The organism is Polaromonas sp., assembly GCF_016185115.1.
Taxonomy (GTDB): domain Bacteria; phylum Pseudomonadota; class Gammaproteobacteria; order Burkholderiales; family Burkholderiaceae_C; genus Polaromonas.
Genome location: NZ_JACPOF010000017.1, coordinates 315,007 through 333,141 on the forward strand (window position 1 = coordinate 315,007; position 18,135 = coordinate 333,141).

General features: G+C 63.2%; 19 protein-coding genes. 5 read left to right on the forward strand and 14 right to left on the reverse strand.

Going from position 1 to position 18,135, the window contains the following annotated elements; translation table 11 throughout:
• Positions 1-7 precede the first annotated feature (7 nt).
• The 5 genes from HYX42_RS11650 to HYX42_RS11670 are packed head-to-tail and all read left to right on the forward strand — an operon-like array spanning position 8 to position 5,270.
• Positions 8-877 carry a fumarate hydratase gene (locus HYX42_RS11650; RefSeq protein ID WP_293403076.1) on the forward strand — a complete coding sequence of 290 codons (870 nt, stop codon included), beginning with the start codon at positions 8-10 and terminating at the stop codon, positions 875-877.
• Between the two features lie 4 nt (positions 878-881).
• Complete coding sequence (locus HYX42_RS11655; protein ID WP_293403077.1) at positions 882-1,547, forward strand: fumarate hydratase C-terminal domain-containing protein; 666 nt, start codon at positions 882-884, stop codon at positions 1,545-1,547.
• Between the two features lie 19 nt (positions 1,548-1,566).
• On the forward strand, positions 1,567-3,867 hold the full coding sequence (locus tag HYX42_RS11660) for an acyl-CoA dehydrogenase (RefSeq protein WP_293403079.1): 2,301 nt from the start codon (positions 1,567-1,569) through the stop codon (positions 3,865-3,867).
• Between the two features lie 12 nt (positions 3,868-3,879).
• Complete coding sequence (locus HYX42_RS11665) at positions 3,880-4,452, forward strand: carboxymuconolactone decarboxylase family protein (RefSeq protein WP_293403081.1); 573 nt, start codon at positions 3,880-3,882, stop codon at positions 4,450-4,452.
• Positions 4,452-5,270, forward strand: a complete 819-nt coding sequence (locus HYX42_RS11670) for an amidohydrolase family protein (RefSeq protein WP_293403083.1) — start codon at positions 4,452-4,454, stop codon at positions 5,268-5,270. The genes HYX42_RS11665 and HYX42_RS11670 overlap by 1 nt, the downstream gene beginning before the upstream one ends.
• Before the next feature lie 261 nt (positions 5,271-5,531).
• On the opposite strand, the gene HYX42_RS11675 is transcribed toward HYX42_RS11670, so the two are convergent.
• The 14 genes from HYX42_RS11675 to HYX42_RS11740 form a co-directional block, all read right to left on the reverse strand.
• On the reverse strand, positions 5,532-5,894 hold the full coding sequence (locus tag HYX42_RS11675; RefSeq protein WP_293403085.1) for an EthD family reductase: 363 nt from the start codon (positions 5,892-5,894) through the stop codon (positions 5,532-5,534).
• Positions 5,895-5,930: 36 nt separating this feature from the next.
• On the reverse strand, positions 5,931-6,890 hold the full coding sequence (locus tag HYX42_RS11680; protein WP_293403087.1) for a tripartite tricarboxylate transporter substrate binding protein: 960 nt from the start codon (positions 6,888-6,890) through the stop codon (positions 5,931-5,933).
• 31 nt (positions 6,891-6,921) lie between these two features.
• A complete protein-coding gene (locus HYX42_RS11685) occupies positions 6,922-7,881 on the reverse strand; it encodes a D-2-hydroxyacid dehydrogenase family protein (protein WP_293403503.1) in 960 nt (319 codons plus the stop codon).
• 9 nt (positions 7,882-7,890) lie between these two features.
• Positions 7,891-8,859 (reverse strand): tripartite tricarboxylate transporter substrate binding protein, encoded by a 969-nt coding sequence (locus HYX42_RS11690; RefSeq protein ID WP_293403089.1) that lies wholly within the window; start codon positions 8,857-8,859, stop codon positions 7,891-7,893.
• 44 nt (positions 8,860-8,903) lie between these two features.
• Entirely contained in the window at positions 8,904-9,362 is a 459-nt protein-coding gene (locus HYX42_RS11695) for a MaoC family dehydratase (RefSeq protein WP_293403091.1), read from the reverse strand.
• A gap of 1 nt (position 9,363) precedes the next feature.
• A complete protein-coding gene (locus HYX42_RS11700) occupies positions 9,364-10,584 on the reverse strand; it encodes a CaiB/BaiF CoA-transferase family protein (RefSeq protein WP_293403093.1) in 1,221 nt (406 codons plus the stop codon).
• A 35-nt stretch (positions 10,585-10,619) separates the two neighbouring features.
• Positions 10,620-11,609: a tripartite tricarboxylate transporter substrate binding protein gene (locus HYX42_RS11705; RefSeq protein WP_293403095.1), complete on the reverse strand. Its 990-nt coding sequence runs from the start codon at positions 11,607-11,609 to the stop codon at positions 10,620-10,622.
• Between the two features lie 41 nt (positions 11,610-11,650).
• The gene (locus tag HYX42_RS11710) at positions 11,651-12,334 is read right to left on the reverse strand and encodes a flavin reductase family protein (protein ID WP_293403097.1); all 684 of its coding nucleotides are present in this window, start codon (positions 12,332-12,334) and stop codon (positions 11,651-11,653) included.
• Between the two features lie 30 nt (positions 12,335-12,364).
• A complete protein-coding gene (locus HYX42_RS11715) occupies positions 12,365-13,210 on the reverse strand; it encodes an alpha/beta hydrolase (RefSeq protein WP_293403099.1) in 846 nt (281 codons plus the stop codon).
• Between the two features lie 15 nt (positions 13,211-13,225).
• On the reverse strand, positions 13,226-14,212 hold the full coding sequence (locus tag HYX42_RS11720; protein ID WP_293403101.1) for a tripartite tricarboxylate transporter substrate binding protein: 987 nt from the start codon (positions 14,210-14,212) through the stop codon (positions 13,226-13,228).
• Positions 14,213-14,264: 52 nt separating this feature from the next.
• A complete protein-coding gene (locus tag HYX42_RS11725) occupies positions 14,265-14,870 on the reverse strand; it encodes a glutathione S-transferase family protein (RefSeq protein ID WP_293403103.1) in 606 nt (201 codons plus the stop codon).
• A complete protein-coding gene (locus HYX42_RS11730; protein ID WP_293403105.1) occupies positions 14,870-16,099 on the reverse strand; it encodes a CaiB/BaiF CoA-transferase family protein in 1,230 nt (409 codons plus the stop codon). Before HYX42_RS11730 ends, HYX42_RS11725 begins: the two co-directional genes overlap by 1 nt.
• Before the next feature lie 116 nt (positions 16,100-16,215).
• Entirely contained in the window at positions 16,216-17,232 is a 1,017-nt protein-coding gene (locus tag HYX42_RS11735; RefSeq protein ID WP_293403107.1) for a tripartite tricarboxylate transporter substrate binding protein, read from the reverse strand.
• A 4-nt stretch (positions 17,233-17,236) separates the two neighbouring features.
• A complete protein-coding gene (locus HYX42_RS11740) occupies positions 17,237-18,013 on the reverse strand; it encodes an enoyl-CoA hydratase/isomerase family protein (protein ID WP_293403109.1) in 777 nt (258 codons plus the stop codon).
• Between the last annotated feature and the right edge of the window lie 122 nt (positions 18,014-18,135).

The window sequence follows — 18,135 nt, forward strand, 5'->3', positions numbered from 1 at the left end:
AATACCGATGGCCATCACACCGGAACTCATCAAGCGCGTCACCGCGCAACTCTACGAGCGCTCGCTGCGGCGCATCCCGGCCGACGCCATGACGGCCCTCAAAAGCGCGGACAAAACAGAAAGCAGCGAGACCGCACGCCATACCCTGCGCATCATGATCAAAAGCGCCGAAGAGGCCGAAATCGGTGGGCACTTTGTCTGTTCCGATTCCGGCGTGCCGGTGTACTTTGTGCGTGTCGGCACGCAGGCGCAGTTCAGCGGCAATGTGCGGCAGGCTATCACCGAGGGGTTTGACGAGCTCGTCGCCACCATACAGCCGCCTCTGCTGCCGCATGTCACCAATCCCCTGACCAACGAGCGCGGCTACAGCGGCGAGGGCATGCCCATCGTCACCTTCGACATGGAAGACGGCTCTGATTGCATGGACATCACCTGCTCGCCCAAGGCTTTGGGTTCAGGCCGCTGGGCCGCGCTTGAGATCTTCAGCTTCCCGGACCTGCGCACGATTGAAAAATATGTGCTCGACGTGGTGGCACGCGCCGGCTCGCAGCCCTGCCCGCCGGTCGTGATCGGTGTGGGCATAGGCGGCACCTTCGACTACGCCGCCAAGATGGCCAAGGAAGCCACCTTGCGTCCGATCGGCAGCCACCACGCCGAAGCGCTGGTGGCGGACATGGAAAAACGCCTGCTGGCCGGCGTCAACATGATGGGCTTCGGCCCCATGGGCACAGGCGGCGACAGCACGGCCTCGGCCGTCCACATCAACTATGCAGCGGGCCACGGTTTCACCCCGGTGGCGGTCGCCTTCAACTGCTGGATCAACCGGCGCACGCGGGCGCGCATCTACAACGACGGCCGCGTCGAGATCGTGGAATAGCGCGATGACATTGCAAACCCACCGCATGAATTTCCCGCTCAGCGAAGCGGACGCACGCACGCTGAAGGCCGGTGACCAGGTCATCATCGACGGCGAGATCGTGGTCACGGCCGGCCTGCCCACCCACCACAGGCTGATCGGCTGCTTCGACGGCAAGGAACCGCTGCCCATGGCCTTGCAGGGCCAGTCGCTTTTTCACCTCGGCAGCTACAGCCGCGAAAAGCAGGGTGGCCGGGGTGCAGACGACCTCGAACTTCTCTACATCAACCCCACCACCAGCACGCGCTTCAACCCGGTGATGCCACGCATCATTCATGAACTGCAACTGCATGCCATAGGCGGCAAGGGCGGGCTGGACGGCAAGTCAGTCGAGGCGATGCAGAAAACCGGCTGCGTCTATCTCTCATTCCTCGGCGGCGGCGCCACCCTGCACACCCGCGCCGTGCGCGAGGTGCTGGAAGTCGGCTGGAGCGACATGCTGATGCACTACCGCCTGGTGCGGCTGCGCGTCGAGGGGATGGGACCCGTCACGGTCGCGATCGACGCACATGGCCAAAGCACCTATGCCGATGCGCAGACGCAGGCCGCCGCGCGCATGGACAGCATCATGGCTGCGCTGGACGAAGGCCGAGCGCGTTTTGCCGCTGCCACCCCGCCAACAACATCCTGAAACAAGGCAACACCCCAACATGTTCAGTGAATCTTCACAGGTCTTTGCAGACAGCGCCGCCGACTATCTGGGCGCCACTGACCAGCGCCAGCGCGTGCGGCAACTTGAGGACAGCGACGGCGGTTTCGACCGGGCCACCTGGCAGCAGATCGCCGCGCTCGGCTGGCTGTCCATCCTCGTCCCTGAAGAAGATGGGGGGCTGGGTCTGGGGCTTGAAGAAGTCGCCGCGATCGCCCACGAAACCGGAAAACACCTGCTGGCAGAACCGTTTGTGGATGCGGGCGTACATCCGGTCGCGCTGGTCTGCAAATCACCCGCTGGTGCATTGCGCAGCGAACTGCTGGCCGCCCTGCAGTCCGGCGAGACCGTGGCGGGTGTCGCATGGCAGGAGCGCGCAGGAGACATCGATATCCCGCCTGCCCCTTCAACCACTTATGGCCTTGCCACTCAGCAGCTGACGGGACGCAAGCGCTTTGTCCGCCCCGGCCTGGCCGACGGCTGGCTGGTACTGGCTGACGCGGGGGGCGAGGCCGCCATCGTGTGGGTCAAGGCCGGCGCTCCCGGCGTGACAGCAACGCAGGAATGCGGCGTGGACGGCAGCCTGACCGCTACTCTTTCTTTTGAGGCCTCGCCCGCCGCCTTGCTGGTACGCGGCGACTCCGCCATGGCCGCGCTGCAGTTTGCCAACGAAAGCGCCCGCCTGGCGCAGGCAGCGGAGCTGGCAGGCATTGCCCGCCGCGCCCTTGAGTTGACACGCGACTACCTGACCACACGTGAGCAGTTCGGAAAACCCATCGGCAGTTTCCAGGCATTGCAGCACCGCATGGTTGATGGCCTGATCCAGGTTGAACTGGCCGCCGCCAGCCTGCGCGAAGGCCTGGCGCTCGCAGGTCAGGCGGGTTCTGCGCACACCCTGGCGCTGGCTGCCAGTCGCGTCAAGGCGCGTTGCGCGCATGCGGCTACCGAAGTCACGCGCATGGCCATACAGCTGCATGGCGCGATCGGCACCACCAATGAATACGACGTGGGCCTGTACTTCAAGCGCGCCATGCTGCTGGCCAGCCGCTGGGGCAACGCCGCAGCGCACCGCAGGCGTTATGCACGCCTGGTGGAGACTACGGTCTCTCACCGGGACCCGGCAGGCACGCCCCCGCCTGAAAACTTCCCGGCGGATGCCGACTGGGACGCCATGCCGGAGCAAACATTTCGCTGCGGCGTGCGCGCGCTGTTCGCAAAACATTACCCCGAGCACCGGCGCTACATGCCTTACCGCCAGTCGTGGGCCGAGTCGAAGGACTGGTACCTCACGCTGTCGCGCCTGGGATGGCTCGCCCCGGCCTGGCCCAAACAGCATGGCGGCATGGGCTTGCCTGCCGACAAGCTCATCGCCTGGATAGAAGAGACCGAAGCATGGGGCGTGGCGCGCTGCCCCGACCAGGGCCTGGTGATGGTCGGCCCCATCCTGATGCGCTTCGGTAACGACGAGCAACGCGCACGCTTCCTGCCGCCCATCCTCGCCGGTGAGCACGTGTGGACCCAGGGCTACTCGGAGCCGAATGCAGGATCGGACCTGGCTGCCGTGCGGACGGAAGCCGTCATCGACGGCGATGACTTCATCGTCAACGGCCAGAAGACCTGGACCACCTGGGGCGCCGATGGTACCCACATGTTCATGCTGGTACGCACCGACAAGACGGTCAAGAAACAGGCTGGCATCAGCTTTCTGCTGGTCGATTTGAAGACACCGGGTGTGACGGTGCGGCCCATCCGCAACATCGCCGGCGAACGTGAGTTCTGCGAGGTGTTTTTCGACAACGTGCGTGTGCCGCGCAGCAACCTGGTCGGCGAACTCAACCAGGGCTGGACTGTGGCCAAGGCCCTGCTGGGTTTCGAGCGCCTGTTCACGGGCAGCCCCAAACACTCGCAGCACACCCTGCACCAGGTCGAAAAGCTGGCGCGCCAGCGCGGCCTGTTCGACGACCCGGCCTTTGTGGCGCGCTTGACCGAGCTGCAGCTTGACACTGCCGACCTGGGCGCGGCCTACGCAGGGTTTGCCGCCATCGCCAAACGTGGCGAGCCCATTCCGGCCAGCATCTCCATGCTCAAGATTTGGTCGACCGAGACTTATGAGAAGCTGGCGCTGTTGCTGATCGAATCAGCCGATGACTACGGCGGCATGCAGGCCCACTGCAAAAATGAAGAGATCGACATGCACGTGGTGGCGCCGCTCTTCAATTGCCTGGGCGCGAAGATTTTTGCGGGCAGCAATGAGATACAACGCAACATACTCGCGAAAGCAGTGCTGGACTTACCTTCCTGATCGGACAACACCATGAGCAGAATTCCTTTCCCCACACCCGACACCATGTCACCCGAACAACGCGCCGTGTACGACAAGGTCGTCTCCGGCCCGCGCGGCAAGGTCGAAGGCCCGCTGCGCGCCGCGCTCTACAACGCCGAGCTGGCCGACAAATGGCAGGCGCTGGGCGCACTGCTGCGCTACGGCACGGGGCTCAGCCCGCGCCTGTCCGAAACCGCCATCCTCGCCACAGGCCTGGCCGGCCGCTCGCCTTTCGAGTGGTATGCGCACCGCCGCGAGTCCGAAAAGATCGGCATCGAAAAAGATGTGCTCGACGCCATGCTGGCCGGCACAGAGCCACCGTTCCGCTCGAACGAAGAGGCCGTGGTCTACAAATACGCGACGGAGCTGGCAACGCACCGCTCGGTCTCCGACGCCACCTACGCCCAAGCCCTGGAGCTTTTCGGCGCGCGCACCGTGGTCGAGCTGACGGCGCTGGTTGGCTACTACACCATGGTGGCCATGACCCTGAACGCGCATGAAATCCCCTTCCCCGAAGGTGTCACGCCGGCCTTTCCGCTGCCGCAACACGACGGGCTGGTGTGATGGACACCACCGACAACGCCGGCTGGGATTGCCACGCCCACCTGTTCGGGCCTTACGAACGCTTTCCGCTCGCGGCCGACCGCAGCTACACACCGCCCGAAGCGTTGCGCGACCACTACCTGGCGCTGCTGGCGCGGCTCGGTTTGTCCAACGGCGTACTGGTGCATCCCAGCGCCTACGGTGATGACTATTCGCTGCTGTTTGACGCGCTGGCCGAACTGCCGCAACTGCGCGGCGTCATCGTCGCCCGCCCCGGCACCCTGCCCTCCCTGAAAGGGCTGCGGGACAAGGGCATTCGTGCGCTGCGCTACAGCCACCGCAGCGGCGCGGGCAACAACTTTGCAGGCAGCGCCTCTTTCGACGACCTTCTGCAGATGGCGCCCACACTGGCAGATGCCGGCCTGCACGCGGAGCTGTGGACCGACTGCAAGGTGCTGCCCGACATCTCCGCGCAACTGAAGAAGTTGCCGGTGCCCGTGGTGATCGACCACATGGGTGGTTTTGACGTCGGTGCCGGCGTGAATGAAGCCGGCTTTCAAACCCTGCTGTCACTGGTTGAAAGCGGAGCGGCGTGGGTCAAGCTTTGCGCCTACCGCAATCTTTTCAGCGTGCAGGACCCCGAACTGGGCAGGCCTTTCCATGAGGCGCTGCTCAGGGCCAACCCCCAGCAACTGGTCTGGGGCAGCGACTGGCCCCACCTGCGCGTGACCCCCGAGCCCGATACTGCGCAACTGCTGGACACCTTCAAGCGCTGGACGACCGATACCGCGCTGGCCCACCGCATCCTGCAGGACAACCCGCAGCGGCTGTACGGCTGAATCCGGCGGGGCAAAAACTGCCCCCGCCACTTTTACTCGCCTCGCCGGGGAAAGAACCGAGTGGGCAGAGAGATGAATTTGCTATCTATTCTGTAGCTGCCCACGTTTATATTCATTGGCCTGCAGCCGTTTTTACCCCTGAAAAACGACCTTTTTCAGGCGTTTTTGGCGTTCTTGGCAGCCCGGGCCGGCGCCAGAACTCAAAAATGTAAAGTCGACTTTACATATATCCGATTCACCCGGGCGTCGCGCTCTCCAGGCCTACTTGAGCTCGATCACAAACTCTTCCTCGACCACAAAGGTCTTTTGACGGCCGATGAAGGTAGAACCGTGAGCCAGCCAGGCCAGACCTTCGGGCGAGGTGAAGGCACGGTCGGTGGCCGCCTGATCGTCGAACCAGGTTTCCGCAATGCCATCAACCTGGCCCACGTCCCAGACCACCGGCACATCCTTGCGCTGCGGCTCGCTGACGATGTGGCACAGGGTATAGCGGCGCAGGCCGGGCACGGCGTGCGAGATCGGCAGGTGGTCGTTCCAGTGCTTGAGGAATTCTTCTTTCGACATGCCCTCCTTGCGTGTGAGCAGGGAGATGCGTTTGACGAGTTTCTGCCGGGGTGCTGTCATGGTGATGTCTTTCAGTTGGATGGGGAAGTCAGGTGTCTATTCAGCCTTGATGCCGGCAGCGGTGACCACCGCTTTCCACATCGCATGGTCACGCCTGACGCGCGCGGCCAGCTCGTCGGGCGTGCTGGTGCGGGCGCGCATGCCCTGAGCGGCAAAACGCTCGATCATGTCTGGTGACTTCAGGATGGCATTCACTTCGCTGGTCAGGCGTGCCGTGATGGCAGGCGGCAATTTCGCCGGCGCGAACAGGCCCATGAAACCCACCACCTCGTAGCCCGGCACGGTGTCGGCAATCGGCGGCACATCGGGCAGCAGCGCATCGCGTGTCTTCGACGAGATGCCAAGGGCGCGCATCTTGCCCGCCTGCACGAAAGGCTTGATCTCGGAGATGGTGGCAAACATCCAGTCCACCTGACCGCCCATGAGGTCGGTCATCGCCGCGCTGCTGCCCTTGTAGGGCACGTGCGTGAACGGCAGGCCGGTGGCCTGGCCCAGCAATGCCGAGCTCAGGTGGTTGCTCGACCCGGTGCCGGCCGAACCGTAGCTCAGGCCGTTGGGCTTGCTTTTGGCCAGCGCCAGGAACTCCTTCATGTCACGCACCGGGGACTGCGCGGACACCACCAGCACATTGGCGTATTCGGTCAGCATCGAGATCGGCGTGAAGTCGCTCAGGGGGTCGTAAGGTACTTTGGCCAGCAGGTGCGGCGTGATGGTCTGCGAAGCCGAATTGCCCAGGCCGATGGTGTAGCCGTCGGCTTTGGCCTGCTTGAGGCGGCCCACGCCTATGGACGCGCCGGCACCGCCTATGTTTTCGATCACCACCGCCTGGCCCAGACGCTCGCGCAATTTGTCGGCCAGCGGGCGACTGATGATGTCGGTGGCCCCGCCCGGCGGGAAGGGCACGATGTACTTGATGGGCTGCGACGGCCAGTCCTGCGCCATGGCAGTCGATGCCATGGCAGTGAGCATGGCGCAAGCCAGTATTTTTGCAAGCATGTTTGTCTCTCTGTGTTGTTGTTTGAAAAACTCAGTACGAAAGGGGCGTGACGGGAAGGCCCTGTATCCAGGCCTTGATGTTGTTCAGCACACCGCCATAAAAGGCGGCGAGGTTTTCAGGCGTGACATACCCCAGATGCGGTGTCAGCACCACGTTGTCCAGCCGGCACAGGGCGTGCGATGCGGGAAGAGGTTCCTGCCAGAAGACGTCCAGCCCGGCACCGCCTATCCGCCTGTTCTGCAGCGCGTCCATCAAGGCTGCTTCATCCACCAGGCCGGCGCGCGAGGTGTTGACCAGAAACGCGCCCGGCTTCATGGCTGAAAGTTCGGCATGGGCCACGACGTTGGCAGTAGACGGTGACAGCACCAGGTGCAGCGACACCACGTCGGATTGCCCAAACAGTTCTGTCTTGCCGACCATGCGCACACCCGCCTGCTGCGCGCGCTCCACTGTGAGGTTGGGACTCCATGCGATGACCTCCATTCCAAAGGCCTGGCCGATGCGGGCCATGCGCTGGCCGATGTTGCCAAGACCAGCAAGGCCCAGCACCCTGCCCTCAAGTGCCAGCGCCAGCTGCGGCTGCCAGATGCCCTCGCGCAAGGCCTGGTCCGAGCCGGGCAGACGTTTGTGCAAGGCAAGAATCAGCGCCCATGCGGTTTCCGCCGTGGCCGCCAGGCCGTGGCGCGCGCCTTTGGCGCCACAAACGACAACGCCCTGTCTGAGACACGCCGGCACATCAATGGCCGCATTGCGCAGGCCCGTGCTCGCCAGCAGCCGGAGTCTGGGCAGCCGCGCGATGACCGACGCGGGAAACGCCGTTCGCTCACGCATGGCGACCACGACATCGACGTCCTGCAGTGCATTGACGAGTTCGTCCTCACCGGCTATCGCCTTGTTGAAAGCATGCACGACCGTGCCTTCGGGCAGCGAGGCCCAGTCGGCCATGCCCATGGCCAGTTGCTGGTAGTCATCAAGAAGGGCAATGCGCAAGGTCATGCATTACTCCAGGGTGATCTGGCCTTTTTTCACCACAGCCGCCCACTTGACGGACTCCTGCTGCATCAGCTTGCGGTACTCCTCCGGTGTGCTTGAAACCGCAATCGCACCCTGGGCAGCTATCTGCGCCTTGACCGAAGGCAGGGCCAGCACGGCAACCAGCGCATCCCGCATCTTCTGCATGATGGCGGCAGGCGTCGCGGCAGGGGCGATGAAGCCATAGTTGGACTCCACATACACCTGGGGCAAGCCCAGTTCTGTTGTTGTCGGCACGTTGGGCAGTGCATCTACACGGCGCGGGCCGGAGACAGCCAGCACCTTGATGCCGCGAGACAGAAAGGGCAACAGGGCCGACAGGTCAGCGGCCAGTACCTGCACCTCGCCGCCCAGCAGCGCGGTAACGGCTGGGGCAGCACCCTTGTAGGCGACATGGGTCATCCTGATGCCGGCTTCCTGAGAGAGCAGTTCAACACCCAGATGCGGCGTCGTCGCATTGCCTGCGGAGCCATAGTTGAGTTTGCCCGGCTCTGTTTTTGCCAGCGCAATCAGCTCCTTGAGCGTATTGACCTTGAGCTGCGGGCTGACCGCAATGACCTGGGGCACCCGTGCCACCAGGGACACATAGTTGATGTTCTCGACTGCGTAGGGAAGCTTCTGCAGATGCGGCAGCACCGTGATGCCACCTGGCACCCCAAAGCCAAAGGTATAGCCGTCAGGCTCGGCCTTGACGGTGGCGTCAATTCCGATGGTTCCGCTGGCGCCAGCCCGGTTGTCAATGATGATGGGCTGGCCCAGCTGCTCCCCCAGTTTGGGCGCAATGACGCGCGCAAGCTGGTCAACGGGGCCGCCGGCCGGGTAAGGCACGATGAGGCGAACCGGCTTCGCAGGCCATGCAGCCTGTGAGAAAACAGGCGAAACGGCGAAACCGGCAAGCGTTGCGATGCCGACAGCAAGAAGATGTCTTTTGATCATGGGGGTTCCGATAAATAAAGTGGAATCAATTGCGGCGCCATGCGTCACTCGTCGTTGATCAGCAGAAGGAACTCGGCCACCAGTGCCGGCTTGTCGCTGCCTTCGATTTCAAACTCGCAGCGCGTGGTGATGCGTGTACCGTTGCCCGAACGCTCTGCAGCGGCCAGGGTCTGGTGCAGGCGCACGCGCGAACCGACCGGTACCGGCGCGGTGTAGCGCACCTTGTTCGAACCGTAGTTCAGGCCCTTGCCGCGCTTTTCGACGCGGAAGATCTTCCGCTGCAGCAGCGGCACCAGCGCCAGGGTAAACAGGCCGTGGGCAATCGTCTTGCCGCCCGGCATTTCGCGGGCGGCGCGTTCGGTGTCGGTGTGTATCCAGAAGTCGTCGCCGGTGTTGCGGGCAAAGTCGTCAATGTGCTTCTGCTCTATGGTGAACCAGTCGCTGGTGCCCAGCTTCTGGCCGACATGCGCGAGAAAGTCGCCCGGCGTTTGCAGGATCAACATGTCAGACCACCCTTGCGTTTTGCAGGCCGGCAATCGCTGCATCGTCCATGCCCAACACCTCACGCAGCACTTCCGACGTGTGCTGCCCCAGTACCGGGGGGCCACGTTTGTATTCCACCGGCGTGGCAGAAAACTTGATGGGGTTGGCGACCTGCGGCACGCTGCCGGCCGTGGCATGCGGCAGGCGCAGCAGCATCTCGCGGTGTTTGATTTGCGGGTCGGCAAAGACTTCGGCAAAACCATTGATGGGGCCGCTCGGCACATTGGCGGCATCAAAGGCCGCATACCAGTCGTTCACCGAACGGGTCTTCAAAATGTCGGCGAGCAGGGGAATCAGTGTTGTGCGGTTACTGGCGCGCAAGGGGTTGGTCCTGAAACGTTCGTCGGTAGCCAGTTCAGGTGCGCCCAGCACCTTGCAGAAGGCGACGAACTGCGTGTCGTTGCCAACGGCGATCATGATGTCGCCGTCAACGCATGTAAAAGACTGCCACGGGCAGGTGATGGCCGATGCATTGCCCAGCCGTTCAGGCTGCTCGCCAGTGGCCAGGTAGCTCATGGCCACATGCGAGATGGCGGCCACCTGCGCATCGAGCAACGCCAGGTCGATGTGCTGGCCTTCGCCAGAGACCACATCGCGGTGGCGCAGTGCGGCCAGCATGGCGCTGGTGGCGTAAAAGCCGGCGGTGATGTCGCTGACCGAATAGCCCACACGCAAGGGGCCGCTGCCGGGCGTGCCTTCTTCCTGCCCCGTGAGCGCCATCAGCCCGCTCATGGACTGGAAGATGGGGTCGTATCCCGGCAGGTGGCTGTAAGGCCCGGATTGCCCGAAGCCGCTGATGGAGCAATACACCAGGCGCGGGTTGATCTCTTTGAGAGAGGCATAGTCCAGCCCGTAGCGCGCCAGGTCACTGGCCTTGAAGTTCTCGATGAGGATGTCGCATTTGGCGGCAAGGTCGCGTATCAGCGCCTGGCCGGCCGCCTGCGACATGTCGACCGTGATGGAGCGCTTGCCGCGGTTCATGGCCACGAAGGACGAGCGCTCGCCGCTGTCCTTGCCGGCCTCGTCTTTCACTTTAAAACCCTGGTGCCGCACGTCATCGCCCCGGCCCGGCCGCTCGACCTTGATCACATCGGCGCCGAAGTCAGCCAGCATCTGCGCTGCCCAGGGGCCGGAAAAAACGCGACTCAGATCAAGTACGCGCACGCCTGACAAGGAACTCATAAAAAATGTCTCCCAGGCTGTAACAGCCCGCTGTTTCAGTTGTTGGTCAGGCCCAGGGTCTTGATGACCGGCACCAGCTGCTTTTCGTCAGCCTTCACATAGGCGTCGAACTCGGCGGGGCCCAGCACGGTTGCGTCCGCGCCCAGGGGCAGCAGGCCCTCCTGCACAGCCGGTGAAGCCATCACCTTCGCCATCGCCCTGTACAGCCTGTCAATGACTGCGGGCGGTGTACCCGCCGGTGCGGCGAGGCCGTTCCACGACTCCGACAGATAGCCCTTGAGCCCGGCCTCAGACATGGTCGGTACCTCGGGGAAAAGTTTGGAGCGGCCGCTGCTGCCTATGGCCAGCGCGCGCAGCTTGCCTGCCTTGACATGCTGGATTTGCGGCGTGATGTTGACGAAAGACACCTCGACCTGGCCCGACAGCACAGCGAGCACGGCAGGGGCCGCACCTGCATATGGCACATGGGTAAGCTTGACGCCGGCCATGCGGTTGAAGAGCTCGCCGCCCAGATGCGGGCCCGTGCCTGAACCGGCCGAGGCGTAATTCAGCTTGCCGGGCGTCTTTTTCGCATACGCGATGAGTTCGGCGATCGAATTCACCGGCACGGACGGGTGGACCGAAATCAGGTTGGGTACCGTTGCGAACATGCCCACCATGGCGAAGTCCTTGTGTGCGTCGTAAGGCAATGCCGCACCTATGGCCGGTTGCACGACCAGGGGGGCTACAGTTGCCAGCAGCAGCGTATAGCCGTCAGGCGCAGCTTTCGCCACCAGGTTCGCGCCTATCACCGTGCCCGCGCCGGGTTTGTTTTCAACGATGACCCGCTGGCCAAGTTCGGTGCTCATGCCGGCCGCCAGCATGCGGACAATGGTGTCCGAGGGGCCACCCGCAGCATAGGGGTTGATGATGCGTATGACCTTGTCCGGAAAGGTTTGCGCCACCGCCGTTTGCATCATGCCCAGTGGCAATGCACACACGGCGGCCAGCACGAGGCTGCGTCTTGAAGATGGCCTGAAGTTCATGGTTTTGTCTCCTTGTTTATCGGTTTGTCTGTCAATGCCTGTCACGATGTATTTTTCGTGTTGACGGCTACCCCGGCTGCAGGCGCCACCCAGCCCTCGCCTCCCGGCGGCCGCTGCAGCATGGGCCGGTGAAATATCTCGCCAAGGCCTGCGTAAAAAGGCCCGCCCAGACGGGACACGGGCCGCATCTTTGCGCTGTCCACGCGCTTGCCGTCGTAGATGTCGGGCGACAGGTGAAAGGCGATGATTTCGCCGATGAACAGGGTGTTGACGCCCTTGCCCAGCGTGATGATCTGGTCTATCCGGCATTCCATCTGCACCGGCGACACGGCGATGCGCGGCGGTTTCACCAGCCGGCTCGGCAGCAGCGCGATACCGAGCGCCTCGGCCTCGCTGACGCCGGGTGCATAGTTTTCACCGCAGGCGTGCATGGCTTCCATGCTCGCCTCGGTCGCCACGTTGACCACGAACTCGCCGGTTTCGCGGATGTTGCGGGCCGTGTCTTTTTCAGTGCCCTCGCGGCTGGCGATATTGATGGCCAGCATGGGCGGTGTGGTGGCCACATAGTTGTAGGAGCTGAAGGGCGCGGCGTTCACGCAGCCCCTGCCGTCCACCGTGGTGACCCAGGCAATCGGCCGCGGCACCACACAGCCGATGACCATGCGGTAGGCCGCTGCGGTATCGAGCTCGCGTGCATCTACAAAGGTGAAATCGTTGTCGGTCAAGTGGTGCTTTCTTTTCGCGAATCAGGTTTTTCAGGGCAGGCTGCGCATCCACTGTGACACCGCATGGGCCACGGCCACGGGCTGCTCGGGTATCAGCGCATGGCTGGCGCCGGGTATGACGACGGCGCTCACGCGGCTGCCAAACTCGATACGGTTTTCGTCACGTGTGGCCGGCAGGCGAAACGGGTCTTCGCTGGCCATCAGGTCCAGCATGGGCGCGTTGCCTGCGCCCCAGAACTCTTCGGTCCTGATGGCGGCCCTTGCAGCACGCTGCGTCTTCTTGACATCCGGATGCCAGCCCTGCAGCCATGGTTTGGGGTCGCTGCCCGGCGCAAAAAACGTCATGCGCAGATACCTGAGGCGTTCCTCTTCAGGCAGGCTGGCGTCTTCGCATTTGTCGATGTAGCCACTCAGCTTCGGGTCGTAGTTTTTTGACGCCGCCGCCGCGATCACCACTCCCCTGACCAGCTGGGGGTAGTCTGTGGCGACGGTTCGCGCCACCCAGTTGCCGTAGGCATGGCCCACCACGACCGCGGGGCCTGCCGCTTCATGTTCAATCACTTTTGCAATGTCCTGCGCATAGTTGTGCAGGCTGACGCCGTCAGTGGGCCCGTTGCTGCGCCCCATGCCGCGCGGTGCCGGGCGCAGCACGCGGTAACCGCCCTGCACAAAGGCTTCGGCCACCGGGCCATAGTCGTCCGAATCACGACCCAGCGAGGGCAGCATGACAACCAGTGGCCCACGGCCCTCCGCGACCACCTCGATCTGCACGTCAGCGTAGCGGACCATGTGGTTGGCGCGCGGCAAAGAAACCGAAGCGCAGGATGCCGTCAGAAACGTTGTTGCCGCAACCATGCAGGCAAGAAAAGTCTTCACGAGACCCGCCTGCCGTCAGTCGGGCTTGATGTTGGCGGACTTGACCAGCCCGCCCCACTTGGCACTTTCAGCCTGGATGAATTTGCTGAAATCCTGCGGGCTGCCGCCTGCAGCGATCACGCCCTGCGACCTGAAGAAGGTGAGCGTCTCAGGATTTTGCAAAGCCTTGTTCAGCGCGGCATTCACCCTGGACACCACTTCAGGCGGCATCTTTGCCGGGCCCATCAGGCCATACCACGTACCGCTGATGACAGTTTTGAAACCAGCTTCGGCAGTCGTCGGGACGTCGGGCAACGCCGTAGACCGGGTGGATGCAGCCAGGGCCAGCGCCTTGAGCTGACCACCGCGTATGAAAGAAATCACCGCAGGCACGTCGGCAAACATCATGTCCGCTGTACCGGCAATCAGGTCTGTGGTTGCAGGCGCGGCACCGCGGTAGGGAATGTGGGTCATGAAGATGCCGGCGTCGCGCTTGAGAAGTTCGGCACCCAATTGCGTAGAGGTGCCGCTGCCGGCCGATGCGAAATTGAGCCTGCCCGGGTTGGCCTTGGCATAAGTCACAAGTTCGGAAAGCTTGTTGAAATTGCTTTTCGAAGACACCACAGCCACAGACGGTGTATTGACAGCCTGGCCGATGGCGACCAGATCACGCTCGGGGTTGTAGTTCGGGTTGGGCGTCATGGCAGGCACGATCACCATGGCGCCCGTGGACACAAACAGCAGGCTGTAGCCGTCGGTTGACCGGATCACTTCGTTGGCGCCCAGCACGCCGCCTGCACCGCCCTTGTTGTCGATCACAACAGGCTGGCCAAGTTCGGCCGACATCCTGACGGCGATAAAACGTGCCAGCGCATCGGCGGGTCCGCCCGCAGCAAAGGGCACCACAATGCGCACGGCCTTGGTCGGCCAGGCTTGTGCGTGGGCTGCGGTCATGGGCAGGACGCCGGCAAGCGCCATCAGGGCAGGCAAAAGAATACTGCGGCGGTTTGGCTTGTGTTTCATGATGTTGTCTCCTGTTTTTCGTAAAAGTCTTGCTGCTGGAATACCGGTTGCTTCAACCGTCTGCAGGCTCGGTAGATTTGACCGATGGTTTCCTTTGCATCTCTGCATACCATCGAGCCAGCCCTGGCGCTTCATGCCGCCAGCCTAGCGCATCAAAGCGATAGTCGATGTAGCCCAGTGCGCAGCAAAGGCTGACATGACCCAGGCCAAACGCCGCAGATTCCAGGGCTTGCACTTCAGACTCCAGCTGTTTAAGCGCCGCGTGGGTTTTGAGTTCAAAAGCGTCCATCAGCACCTGGATGGGGTGCTCACGTTCCCGCTCGTTGCGCCAGAGGATGAGTACATCGAGCAGGCCGTCGCCGAAAGCTTCCCAGCGCAAGGCCTGCCAGCGCGCCGGGCCGGTGCTTGCAATCAGCGGGCCCTGCACCAGCTCATTGAGGTACTGGCAGATCACGCTGGAGTCGAACAGCACCGTGCCGTCGTCAAGCACCAGAGTAGGAATTTTGCTGAGCGGGTTGTCCTGCATGATGGCCGGATTGGGCTTGAGCATGGCGGCCACGGAGCGGACCAGCGTCAGCCGGTCTGTGACCTGCAGTTCTTCAGCGCACATCATCACTTTGCGGACGTAGGGCGATTTGGGTGACCAGTGCAGTTTCATCAAATGACTCCGGAGGTACGCAATGCGGCGATGCCCGGGCCGTCATAGCCCAGGTCCGCCAGAATGGCGTCGCTGTGCTGGCCCAGCAGCGGCGGCGCATCGCAGGTTTTGAGTTGTGCTTCGGAAAAGCGCATCGGTGTGCCGACCTGCGGCACCATCACGCCGCTGGGGTGCGGCACCGATTTCAGCATCTCGCGGTGCCTGACCTGCGGGTCTTCGAAGACCTCGGGCACGCTGTTGATGGCGCCCGCCGGAACGCCCGCACCATCCAGTGCCGCAATCAGGTCCACGCGTTTCCAGAGGGAAAACCGCTCTTCAAGCAGCGCTGAAAGTACCGCAATGTTGCGCACCCGCTGGGCGTTGGTGGCAAAGCGCTCATCGCTGGACCAGTCCGCAGCACCCAGCACCTCGCAGAGCTTGCCGAACTGGCCGTCATTGCCGACCACCAGGATGAAGTCGCCGTCTGCGCAGGCATAGACATCCTGCGGCTGGATGTTGGGGTGGGCGTTGCCGTTGCGTGCCGGCACCTTGCCCGACACCAGGTAGTTCATGGCCTGGTTGGACAGCGTGGCCACCTGCACGTCGAGCATGGCGATGTCTATGCTGTCGCCCACACCGGTTTCGTTGCGGCGCGCCAGCGCGGCCAGCACCGACACGGCTGTGTACATGCCGGTCATCAGGTCGACGATGGGAATGCCCACCTTTTGCGGGCCACCGCCGGGCTTGCCGTCGCGTTCGCCCGTCACGCTCATGAGGCCGCCCATGGCCTGGATCAGGAAGTCATAGGCCGGCTGGTCCTTGCGCGGGCCGGTCTGCCCGAAGCCCGTGACCGAGCAATAGATCAGGCGCGGGTTCAGCTTGCGCAGAGATGCCTGGTCGAGGCCGTAACGCTCCAGCGTGCCGGCCTTGTAGTTCTCCAGCACGATGTCGCTTTTCATCGCCAGCTCGCGCACGATGCGCTGGCCTTCTGGTTTGTCGAGGCTCACCGTGATGGACTTCTTGCCGCGATTGACGGCCAGGTAATAACCCGCTTCCTTTGTGTCTTGCCCCTTTGCATCCTTGAGGAAGGGTGGCCCCCAGCTGCGGGTGTCGTCGCCTGCGCCGGGACGCTCGACCTTGATCACCTCGGCGCCCAGGTCGGCCAGGATTTGCCCCGCCCACGGTGCGGCAAGGATGCGGCTGAGGTCCAGCACACGGACATGGGAAAGGGGGCCAGCAGTTGAACTCATTGAAAGGCTTTCATGACACGCATCAGTCTAGGTTTCGCGGCCGGTTTGGCCTATGGCGCAGCACGCAATCCTGTGATGCGTTATGGCGCATAGCGTGCCTGGCAGCCTAATGGTTTCTACTCAGGCTGCATGCCCGAGCGCTTGATAACCGAAGCCCATTTCAGTGTGTCGCTGCGTATGAGCGCAGCGAATTCGGCCGGGCTGGACAGGCGGACTTCTATGCCTGCATCGGAGAGCTGTTTCCCCATCTCGGGCGTCGACATCAGCCGGCCCAGTTCGGTATTGAGCCTGCCGATGACATCCCGGGGTGTACCCGCCGGGGCCAGCACGCCCAGCCAGAGCGACATCTCGTAGTCGCCCATGCCAGGCGTCTCTGAAATGGACGGCACGGTCGGCATGGCGCTGGAGCGCTTGCGGCTGGTCACGCCCAGCGCCCGCAGCTTGCCCGTCTTCACATGTTCGACAAAGTTGGAGGTGGTGTCGAACATCATCGAGATGCGCCCACCCAGGAAATCGGCCATCGCCGGTGCACTGCCCTTGTAAGGTACATGCACCATGTCCACACCGCCAAGGCTCTTGAACAGCTCACCCGACAAATGACTGGTCGTGCCATTGCCGGCCGAGGCAAAGGTCAGCTGCCCCGGGTTCCTGCGGGCAAGCACCAGAAGCTCCTCCACAGTGCCGGCCTTGACGGACGGATGAACCACCAGCAGGTTGGCCGTGCTGTGGGTGGTGCTGACAGGCTCGAAACTCTTTTGCGGGTCATAACGCAGCGTCCTGTAGATGGACGGGTTGATGGTGAGCGAGCCCATGGTGGCGAACAGCAGCGTGTAGCCGTCGGGTGCAGCGCCAGCCACCGCCTCCGCGCCCAGTTGGCCGCCGGCACCGCCCTTGTTGTCAATCACCACCGCTTGCCCCAGGCGTTCGGACAGCTTCTGACCCAGCCCGCGCGCCATGAAGTCCGTCGCGCCACCTGCAGGAAAGGGCACCACCAGCCGCACCGGTTTTTCAGGATACGCGGCGGCCCAGGCTGGCAGCACGCTTAAACCTGCACCGGCAACGGCGGCAGCAGCCGTGCCAAGGAGTCCCCGGCGACCAGGACTGAACGAATCCGGCAATTGAAAAACGGCCACGGCTCTAGCGTCCGGTGAACACGGCGGCGCGTTTTTCCCTGAAGGCGAGTTGCGCCTCCTTTGCGTCGTCGGTCTTGCCGATCTGGGCCGTCATGTCCTGCTCATACCGGTAGCCGTCACGCAGGCTCATGTCCTCAATCACATTCAGCGTATGTTTGCCCATGCGTGTGGAGATGGGGCTTTTTGATGCAATCGTTGCGGCCAGTTCCATGGCTGCCGGCATCAGGCCCTCTGCAGTGGTGCAGGCTTCGACGATGTCCATGCGCAGCAGCTCGGGGCCGCTGATGCGCTGGCCGGTCAGCATCATGCGCCGCAGGTGCGAATGGCTGAACAGCCGCATTGCATGGCGGCAGCCACCGAGCAGGCCCACATCCACTTCCGGCAGGCCCATCGAAGCCTTGTCGGAGCAGATCAGGATGTCCGACGAGGCCGCCATGGCCAACCCCGAGCCCAGGGCTGCACCGTTGATCGCACAGATCACAGGCTTGGCGCATTCACGGATGGCGTGAAAGCACTCACGCGTCCGGCGCGAATGGGCCAGCAAATCGCCTGGCCCCTTGATGTTTTCCGCGCGCCCCTTCAGGTCGGCGCCGGCACAAAACACCTTGCCCGCGCCAGTGAGGATCACGACACGAATGTCGTCCATCTCCGAGATGCGGTCCAGCGCCAGCGTGAGCTCATCATTGAGGGTGCGCGTAAGTGCGTTGACGGGCGGGCTGTTCATCGTCAACACGGCGATATGGCTGTCCAGTTGCACCTGGAGTTGGGTGAGGTCGTTCATGGCGGCAGGTATCCGGGTTTGCGTTTGAGGGGGAGATCGCGGCGGATTCGCCGAAACCCGGGGCAAGGCCAGCGGGTATCGGGCAAGTCTATTCAGCTGTGCACCCGTCCGCCAAGCGCAGA